Source organism: Parabacteroides sp. merdae-related_45_40, from assembly GCF_001915675.1.
Genome location: NZ_MNQY01000136.1, coordinates 40,757 through 50,202, shown reverse-complemented (window position 1 = coordinate 50,202; position 9,446 = coordinate 40,757). Strand labels below are relative to the sequence as shown.

The 9,446-nt window shown below is 45.5% G+C and carries 10 protein-coding genes and 1 tRNA gene; 6 read left to right on the top strand and 5 right to left on the bottom strand.

Features of this window, described 5'->3' with window-relative positions:
* Positions 1-167: 167 nt before the first annotated feature.
* The 6 genes from BHV83_RS19640 (at position 168) to der (ending at position 5,522) form a co-directional block, all read left to right on the top strand.
* Positions 168-1,322 (top strand): sensor histidine kinase, encoded by a 1,155-nt coding sequence (locus BHV83_RS19640; RefSeq protein WP_005634588.1) that lies wholly within the window; start codon positions 168-170, stop codon positions 1,320-1,322.
* A gap of 88 nt (positions 1,323-1,410) precedes the next feature.
* On the top strand, positions 1,411-1,998 hold the full coding sequence (locus BHV83_RS19635; RefSeq protein WP_005634589.1) for a YceD family protein: 588 nt from the start codon (positions 1,411-1,413) through the stop codon (positions 1,996-1,998).
* Positions 1,999-2,010: 12 nt separating this feature from the next.
* Positions 2,011-2,196: a 50S ribosomal protein L32 gene (gene rpmF / locus BHV83_RS19630; RefSeq protein WP_005634607.1), complete on the top strand. Its 186-nt coding sequence runs from the start codon at positions 2,011-2,013 to the stop codon at positions 2,194-2,196.
* Between the two features lie 105 nt (positions 2,197-2,301).
* Positions 2,302-3,306, top strand: a complete 1,005-nt coding sequence (locus BHV83_RS19625; protein WP_005634609.1) for a beta-ketoacyl-ACP synthase III — start codon at positions 2,302-2,304, stop codon at positions 3,304-3,306.
* Positions 3,290-4,180 carry a GTPase Era gene (gene era / locus BHV83_RS19620; RefSeq protein WP_046451652.1) on the top strand — a complete coding sequence of 297 codons (891 nt, stop codon included), beginning with the start codon at positions 3,290-3,292 and terminating at the stop codon, positions 4,178-4,180. Before BHV83_RS19625 ends, era begins: the two co-directional genes overlap by 17 nt.
* A 28-nt stretch (positions 4,181-4,208) precedes the next feature.
* Positions 4,209-5,522: a ribosome biogenesis GTPase Der gene (der, locus tag BHV83_RS19615; protein ID WP_005645683.1), complete on the top strand. Its 1,314-nt coding sequence runs from the start codon at positions 4,209-4,211 to the stop codon at positions 5,520-5,522.
* A gap of 36 nt (positions 5,523-5,558) precedes the next feature.
* Here der and BHV83_RS19610 read toward each other — a convergent pair.
* The 5 genes from BHV83_RS19610 to BHV83_RS19590 form a co-directional block, all read right to left on the bottom strand.
* Positions 5,559-5,633 (bottom strand) — tRNA-Val (locus BHV83_RS19610).
* 89 nt (positions 5,634-5,722) lie between these two features.
* Positions 5,723-7,498 (bottom strand): DUF4091 domain-containing protein, encoded by a 1,776-nt coding sequence (locus BHV83_RS19605; RefSeq protein ID WP_046451653.1) that lies wholly within the window; start codon positions 7,496-7,498, stop codon positions 5,723-5,725.
* Between the two features lie 109 nt (positions 7,499-7,607).
* Positions 7,608-8,681, bottom strand: a complete 1,074-nt coding sequence (locus BHV83_RS19600) for a TIGR04133 family radical SAM/SPASM protein (protein ID WP_286757929.1) — start codon at positions 8,679-8,681, stop codon at positions 7,608-7,610.
* Entirely contained in the window at positions 8,678-9,154 is a 477-nt protein-coding gene (locus BHV83_RS19595) for a radical SAM-associated putative lipoprotein (protein WP_005634621.1), read from the bottom strand. Before BHV83_RS19595 ends, BHV83_RS19600 begins: the two co-directional genes overlap by 4 nt.
* A gap of 91 nt (positions 9,155-9,245) precedes the next feature.
* Positions 9,246-9,446: a hypothetical protein gene (locus BHV83_RS19590; protein ID WP_005634623.1), complete on the bottom strand. Its 201-nt coding sequence runs from the start codon at positions 9,444-9,446 to the stop codon at positions 9,246-9,248.

The window sequence follows — 9,446 nt, the reverse complement described above, 5'->3', positions numbered from 1 at the left end:
TTTGAGTCGGCTTTTTTCGTTTCCGACAGCCCATAAGCCATGTGGATGCCAGGGTATTCCTTAAACAGTATTTCTGCCCTTTCCCTTTTGGTTTTCCGTATTCTTCTGGTATAATATAATATTATTCTATCTTTATCGTTCAATATATATTGACTGAATATTTCGATATGAAAAGTATATATGATTCCCGCCAACGGTTGAAGTTTGTATTTATTTTTACGGCTATCCTGATCGCGATCGCTTCACTTGTTGTTTCTGATATGCTGATAAAAGATCTGGCCCAGGAAGAACGCCAGAAAATGGAAGTATGGGCGGAGGCTACTCGTTTGACGGCAAGTAAGAACACGGCTGTGGATTTGTCTCTTGTTTTGAAAATCCTGGAAGGAAATACGACTATCCCGGTTGTACTTTGTAATGACAAAGATAGCATCATGTTCGTAAAGAATATAAGCTTCCCCGAAAATGATGTGGAAGAATTTAAGAAAGTAAAAGTAAAGGAGCTGAAAAGCAAAAATACGATTGTGATCGATATGGAGGATGGAACTTTCCAATATGTCTATTATGATGATTCTGTCATCCTAAAGCGATTGTTGATTTATCCTTATGCGCAGCTTACGGTTGTATTCGTTTTTATTGTGATTGCTTTTCTGGCGCTTGCAAGCACGAAGAAGGCCGAACAGAATAAAGTGTGGGTTGGACTGTCTAAAGAAACGGCTCATCAGTTAGGAACGCCTATTTCGTCTTTGATAGCTTGGGTGGAATATCTGCGGACAAAAGATATAGATTCTTCTCTCTTGAACGAGATGGAAAAAGATGTGAAGCGTTTGGAAACGATTGCGGAGCGTTTTTCCAAGATCGGTTCCAATCCGGACCCAGTCCCAGTGGATATCAATAATTCTATCCGTTCGGCCTTGAGCTATATGAGCACACGTATTTCTTCGAAGGTCAAGATTTATACGCATCTTACCGACGGGCCGGTTCCGGTGTTGATGAATGACTCTCTTTTTGCTTGGGTTATAGAGAATCTGACAAAAAATGCGGTAGATGCAATGGAAGGGCAGGGGGAAATCACTTTTCAGGTGGAGGAACGTGATAAAGTCGTTCGTATCGATGTGACCGATACCGGGAAGGGGATCGCCAAATCTAAGTTTAAAACCGTATTTAATCCCGGTTATACGACCAAAAAGCGTGGGTGGGGGCTAGGCTTGTCTCTGGTAAAGCGTATTATCGAATCTTATCACGGCGGAAGGATATTTGTTAAGAGTTCGGAAGTCGGCAAAGGCACGACTTTTCGAATTGAGCTTCGGAAATATAAGGGCTAAAATCTTAGATAGTAAAAAATAACTGCAAAGATGTTGCATTTGTGTTTAGTTTTTTCGTACCTTTGCAAGGTTTTTACACTAAAAGGCTTTGGGAAAGTTTAAATTATATAATGTAGATTTGAAAAATCTCACTCCAGGAATACACGAATTCGAGTATTTATTGGAGAATAAGTTTTTTGTGGATATTGATGGAGACCAAGTCCAGAAGGGCAAAGTGAAGGTTAACCTCACGGTAAAACGGTCTTCCATGATGTTTGAAATGAACTTTCAGATTGAAGGTGTTGTTATGGTTCCGTGCGACAGATGTCTGGACGATATGGAAATCCCAATCGACACGCATAATCGCCTGGTGGTAAAGTTCGGTAAAGAATATGCCGAAGAAAGTGACGAAGTAGTGGTTATACCGGAAGACGAAGGTGCTATTAACCTCGCGTGGTTCCTGTATGAATTTATTGCATTGGCAATACCGATGAAGCATGTACATGCTCCGGGAAAATGTAATAAGGCTATGTCGTCCAAGTTGAAGAAGCATACCGCCAGAAGCACTGAAGACGGAGATGAAGAGTACGAAGACGATAGCGTGGAAGAAGATATCGCGATTGATGACGACGTACCTGTGGCAACAGATCCGAGATGGGATGGTCTGAAAGGTTTACTTGAGAATGATAACAATTAAATAAATTAAAACATGGCACATCCTAAAAGAAGACAAGGTAAGACAAGAACAGCCAAGAGAAGAACTCATGACAAGGCTGTTGCTCCCACAATGGCTATTTGCCCGAACTGCGGCGCATGGCACATTTATCACACTGTATGCGGCGAATGCGGCTATTACAGAGGTAAGTTAGCTATCGAAAAAGAAGCAGCTGTGTAAGTTTATCCTAACTGATTAAGTTTTGATAAACCAAGAAATAGCCCTAAAAGTATTTTTAGGGCTTTTTTTTAATTGGGATATATAGTCCTTTTTATTTTTAAAGATATGGATAAGATAAATGCGGTAATAACAGGCGTAGGCGGATACGTTCCCGAAGATGTGTTGACGAACGAAGATATTTCGAAGTTGGTGGATACGACGGATGAATGGATCATGACGCGTGTTGGCATCAAAGAACGCCGAATTTTGAAAGGTGAGGGCTTGGGAACCTCATATATGGGTATACGGGCTGTGAAGCAGTTACTCGAAAAGACAAATGTGAACCCGGAAGAGATAGAAGTGATCCTCACAGCAACAACTACGCCTGACCATCATTTCCCGACCACTTCCTCCATTATAGCTTACCATACCGGTTGCAAGAATGCAATGACTTTCGATTTGCAGGGGGCTTGTGCCGGTTTTTTGTATGCCTTGGAAACAGGTTCCAATTATATCCGTTCGGGACGCTATAAGAAAGTGGTTGTTGTGGCAGGCGATAAAATGACTGCTATAACGGACTATCAAGATCGTTCTACCTGTCCTTTGTTCGGCGATGCCTGTGGTGCTGTGCTGCTCGAACCTACAACGGAAGAAGTGGGTGTGATGGATACGATCTTGCGTACCGATGGTGTAGGCTATTCACATCTGATTATGAAATCCGGCGGTTCGGCCTATCCTCCTTCACACGATACGGTGGATAATCGCGAACATTTCGTTTTCCAGGATGGCAAATATGTCTTTAAGTACGCAGTTTCGTATATGGCTGATGTTGCTGCCGAGATTGCCGAACGGAACGGGCTGACACACGATGATATCGCATGGATCGTGCCTCATCAGGCAAACTTGCGCATCATCGATGCGACAGCAAAACGTCTGGGTGTGGACATGGAAAAGGTGATGATCAATATCCAGAAATACGGAAATACCAGCGCCGGGACAATCCCTATCTGCCTTTGGGAGTGGGAAGACAAACTGAAGAAAGGCGATAATCTGATTCTTGCCGCTTTTGGCGCCGGTTTTACCTGGGGTGCAATTTATCTTAAATGGGGATATAATGGAAAACAAGCATAAATCCGGCTTTGTTAATATTGTCGGTAATCCGAACGTCGGGAAGTCTACGTTGATGAACCGTTTGGTGGGAGAGCGTATCTCGATCATCACTTCGAAAGCACAGACAACGCGGCACCGAATCATAGGGATCGTGAATACCGCAGATATGCAGATTGTGTATTCTGACACGCCGGGAGTCCTGCATCCGAATTATAAGTTGCAGGAATCTATGCTTAATTTTTCTCAGTCGGCACTTGGTGATGCCGATGTATTGCTTTATGTAACCGATGTCGTCGAAAAGATCGACAAGAATGAAGAATTTCTCCAGAAGGTCCAGAAAGTGGAATGTCCGGTCCTGTTACTGATTAACAAGATTGATACGACTACCCAACCAGAATTGGAAAAGCTGGTAGCCGAGTGGAAAGAACTTCTTCCGAAAGCTGAGATCATTCCGATCTCCGCCCTTTCGAATTTTAATATAGATTACGTGAAACGTAGGGTAGAAGATCTGATGCCTGAATCTCCTCCCTATTTCGAGAAAGATGCGCTTACCGATAAGCCGGCCCGTTTCTTTGTGACAGAGATCATTCGCGAGAAGATTCTCCTGTATTATCAGAAAGAAATCCCGTATGCGGTGGAAGTCGTTGTTGAGCTGTTTAAAGAAGAAGCCGAGCTGATTCATATCAAAGCGCTCATTATTGTTGAACGCGATTCCCAAAAAGGAATCATCATCGGGCATCGTGGCCTGGCATTGAAAAAGGTAGGTGCTATGGCACGTAAGGATATCGAACGCTTCTTTGATAAGAAGGTTTTCCTGGAAATGTTTGTCAAAGTAGAAAAAGACTGGCGTAACCGGGACAACATGCTGAAGAACTTCGGTTATCAGCTGGATTAATTAACAGCACAGACAGAAAAAGTTGTTTATGGGAAATATTGTTGCAATAGTTGGTAGACCCAACGTAGGAAAGTCCACCCTCTTCAACCGTTTGACACAGACGCGCCAGGCGATTGTCAACGAGGAAGCAGGTACTACCCGCGACCGTCAGTATGGCAAGGCAGAGTGGACAGGTAAAGAATTTTCGCTGATTGACACCGGCGGATGGGTGATTAATTCGGATGATGTTTTTGAAGAAGAGATAAACAAGCAGGTGAAAGTCGCTCTTGAAGAGGCAGACGTGATCTTGTTTGTCGTTGATGTCTTGAATGGAGTTACGGATTTGGATAACGAAGTAGCTGCTATCCTGCGTCGTGCCAAGAAGCCTGTGATTGTTGTGGCCAATAAAGCGGATAACTTCGAATTGCATCCCTCCTCTGCCGAATTTTATTCTTTCGGATTAGGTGACCCTTTCTGTATCTCTGCTATCAACGGTTCTTGTACGGGCGATTTGTTGGATAAAATCGTTGCTACGCTTCCGGATGACAAGCAGGAGATGCTCGAAGAAGAGCTGCCCCGTATCGCCATCATCGGCCGTCCGAATGCAGGCAAATCTTCTTTGATCAACGCCTTTATCGGTGAAGACCGCCATATTGTAACGGATATTGCTGGTACGACCCGTGATTCTATTTACACGAAATATAACAAGTTCGGCCTGAATTTCTATTTGGTGGATACGGCCGGTATCCGTAAGAAGGGGAAGGTGAATGAGGATCTGGAATACTATTCCGTGATCCGTTCGATCCGCGCCATCGAGAATTCGGATGTCTGCGTGTTGATGCTAGATGCCACCCGAGGTATCGAAAGTCAGGATTTGAACATCTTCTCTTTGGTTCAGAAAAACAAGAAAGGCTTGGTCGTTTGTGTGAATAAATGGGATTTGGTGGAAGATAAAAGCCAAAAGGTGATTGATACCTTTACGAGTGCGATTCGTGAGCGTCTGGCTCCGTTTACCGATTTTCCGATCCTGTTTATTTCGGCATTGACAAAACAGCGCATTCTGAAGGTGCTGGAAACAGCCAAAGATGTATACGAAAACCGTCAGCGCCGTGTTCCGACAGCCAAGCTGAACGAAATCATGCTGCCGATCATCGAGAACTATCCGCCTCCTGCTTGGAAAGGAAAATATATCAAGATTAAATATATTACGCAGCTTCCTGCCGGCCAGGTTCCTTCGTTTGTATTCTTCTGTAACTTGCCGCAATGGATCAAAGAGCCTTACAAACGCTTCCTGGAAAACAAGATCCGGGAAAACTGGAACTTTACGGGAACGCCGATTAATGTATTTATTCGGGAAAAGTAAAAAGAAAAGCGCCGGTTGGCGCTTTATGGCGGAGTGTGAACCGTGCCGGATTCGAACCGGCGACCTCTGCCCTGTCAAGGCAGCGCTCTAAACCAGCTGAGCTAACGGTTCCGATGCTGTAAAGATAAAATGAATCCCCGGGAGTCATGCACTCTCCGGGGATTTTTTTATGATTTTTTTTGTTTTTAAGCGACGAATGCTTACAGCGAGTTCAGCAATTTATTCAATTCATTTACCATTTCGGCTGCCGACTGTTGAGTTTCGGACAGGCCTTCCGGGGTAAATTTAGCCACTGCTTTGTTTAATTTGTTCAATTTGCCTTTAGCCCCTTTGGCTGCCAGCTCTTCGCGGAGGATACGGATTTTTTCGCAGTCCTGAATACCTTCGACCAAACGTTCGAAACGGATCGAACTGCGGGGGCCAGGATAGATACTGTATGTATCGCCGGCTGCCCAAGTGCGGAAGCGTGAGTCGCGCAAGGGATCGGCTGTCCAACTGTTTACGGCCCAGCGCAGGTAACCGTCATAGCCTCCGGCGATGGCATGCAGGGCTGTCCAAGTAGCTTCGGCCGGATCGGAGAAAGTAAAGGTGTTCGGGAAGGCTTCCGAGCAACACGTGTAGACCGTGCTGATCTGTCCTTTGCGTTCGCGTTCGGCTTTTACGTTTTCTGGAAATTTATGGCCGTAAGGGATACTCAGGTAATACAAGTCGGATTGGATTTCAGGATGATAGTTGCCCGCCAGCGTGATCTTGAATTCGGGATCGGCCTGCTTGATGACTTTGATAGCTTCGCGCATGGCTTCCATAGGACGTTCGTCCATAGAGATGGCAGTCTTTTCAAACCAGCCTTTTTTACGCAGGTGACGGGAGAAGTCTTTCAGGAACGAACCCCAGTATTCGGTATATTCGGCATCGCCAGGTTTGACATTGATAAACTGTACCCGGCTGGTCGCTTCATCGTAATAGTCGAAAGTCAAAGCCCAAGGGATCATGGTGTAGCAACTGATCATATCTTTGATCCCCACTTCATTCATCATGAATTCCACCCATTTGTCAAATACGTCATAACTGTATACCCATGTCCCGTCGATTTTCTTGATGCGGGTTACCATGCTGTCGAAATGGTCTTCCGTCTGGCCGGCCCAAGGTTTATGCATGATGCTGGTCGTGATGGCCCGTTGTCCGGCATTGGCCAACATCTTCATGATCGGAAGCATGGCGTCGAAATGCTCCTTGCTCCAAAGAGGAACCTGGTAGTAACGGGCTACTGAATAGGGATTTTGCCACAGGTCCAGATGGAAAGCCCAGTCTTGTGGAGCTGGCAGCGTACGGTTCAGCACGTCGATTTCTACCTGGAGTTTCATATCTTGGAAATTTTTTCCTGAAACGGTCAACGTCCCCTTATATCTCCCTGCGCGGGCATCTGACGGAACCCATACGTTCAGCCAGATCGGTTGTGTCGTACAAGCTTTGATATCCTGTATTTTTACAATATCCAAGACATCGGCTACGACAGACGAATCCCATTCGGCCTTGTTTTCGCGATGTCCGCAACCACCTTTGCGGTCCTTGTTCAGCTCGTCGGTCATGACATAGCGTACGAAGTTCGTCGTGATGGCAGAAGCCGGGATGACGGCCGAGCCGCTTTTCAGTTCGCTGACGGTGACCGTTACGTCGTCCAACGCTTCTTTAGTCCACAACACGGCTTGTGCATTGATACGTTCCCCTTTCCAGGCTTTCCCTTTCCAGCGGGTTGTCTTCTTGATGTCGGGGACATTCAGTTTTTTGTAGCGGATATCCGTTGTTCCCCAGCTGAGGCAGGTTGGCGTTGTCATTTTGTTCCAGACTTCTGCGCCGTCATGCGGTTTGGTGTCTGTTAGTTCCTCATAATTGCCCAAAGGATACTTTTCTGTCTGTTGAGCGAAACAGACCGGCCCTAATGTCAGCAAGGCCGATAGGATAAGAGCATTTTTCATGAAATGATTGATGTTTTTTAGTTTACGTGGGTAAAGATAGGAAACAATTGACAATTGACAATGGAGAATTGATAATTAGGGAGGGAAAGATATTGTCAATTGCTCTTTGTCAATTCTCAATTCTCCGATAATGACAGGTGATCAGGTCGCCGCTATCGTCATGGAGATGCATACCGCTTCCTTCGCAATAGCGGAACATGTCGCAGTCTGCGCACTGTCCTTTTCGTGCCCATTCCCGATTGCGATATTCTTTGAAGCCGTTGTTCCAGACATCAACAAAGCTGTCTTTGTAGATATTTCCCTGATGGAAGTTGGCACGGATGCTCGGACAGCCGGATATAGATCCGTCGATCAGTACCGATGCCGTGCTGATACCAGCATTGCAGTGAAAAATCTGGTCGCGTACTTCCCCCTCGTAATTGCCGAGGAAACCTTCACAGGCAAAACTAGCATGTATCTTTCCCTCGGCGCGGCAATGACGGATGAATTTAAGGATCCAAGTGAATTGTGTGTCGTCGATCTGCAATTCCGGTGTCTCTGCCGCCCGGCCCACAGGAAAAATGGTGAAGATACGCCAGTTCTTGACTCCCAGCTCGATCAGAAAATCCTTGAACAGCATCAGGTCCTTGAAGTTTTTCTGATTGACGCAGGTCACGACGTCCCAGACGATTTCCTTCTCTTCTGCCAGCATCGCAATGGCATTGACAGCGCCTTCGAAGCTCCGGCGGTTTCCCCTGAGCCAGTTGTGCGCCTCTTCGAACCCGTCGAGGCTGATGGTGATGGAGTGCATTCCGGCCGCCAATAGCGAGTCCAGTCGTGTGCGGTTGAGCAGCAATCCGTTGGAGACGATTCCCCAGGGATATTCACGTTTGTTCAATTCCCGCCCGCATGCTTCGATATCTTTACGGACCAATGCTTCTCCGCCGGTAAACGTGATCATTACCTTATGCGGGTCCACGTGAGGCGTGATTTCGTCTATCACTTTCAGGAAATTTTCGACCGGCATGTCCGGATGGGCGGACGAGACATGGCAGTCGCTACCGCAATGGAGGCAGGAGGCGTTACAACGGAGCGTGCACTCCCAAAAGAGCGTACGCAATTCATGTATCTTGGCTCGGTTCTTCCGGATGCTTCTGAATAATTCTAATGCAAGGCGTTTGCGTAATCCGGGACGTTTATTCATTCTTTGTCTTTTCTTTTAAGGTTGAACTTTATTTCTTTTTCGACAGAGCCTTTAAACCAACTTCCTGTGTTTCCCTTATAATCATCGCTGGAAAGTGTAAGGTTCGTAGAGTCTTTTTCGTATGAACCGTTTTGGGGACCGTCTATATCCGTTGCTATGATCCGTAATTTGTCGGTTGGAAATTCTTCAAACTGGCAATGAAAGACTCCAGCAGGATCTGTGGAAACAGCTGGTATCGTGTCAAACCAATGTCTGTTATCGCCATGATGTTCTACCAGACATTTTATTTCAATATCCGGAATCGGCATATTTTCTTGGTTTACGACTTTTCCTTTGATTGTAAAGTCGGCATGAGGAGTACCGTACATGGCGGCTCCCGGTTCAGAGTCACATGTGGAGAAACCTAGCAGCATTAGTACGCTGGTTAATAGCCAATTGAGACTTTTCAGGAAGGAGGAAGAGATCTTTTTCATACTTTTATAGCATTTGTTTATACTATATTGATGCAAATATACTTTTTATAGCTGCTTCTTTATCATTTTCTTTTGGATATATTATATTCTTCTATGGAATAGATTCGTTTTTCGGATACGATCCATAAGTTGTCTGCTTGGCGGCGGACGACTTATGAGAGTAATCTGAAGCCCTAAAAGAGCAGGGCTGGCGGGCTAAAGAATAAGGATGGACGAAATAAAGTACAGCGGGAATGCCCGGAATCAGCCGGATATTGAGTAACTTGCGCCCCAAATTCAATTGATCGATCAA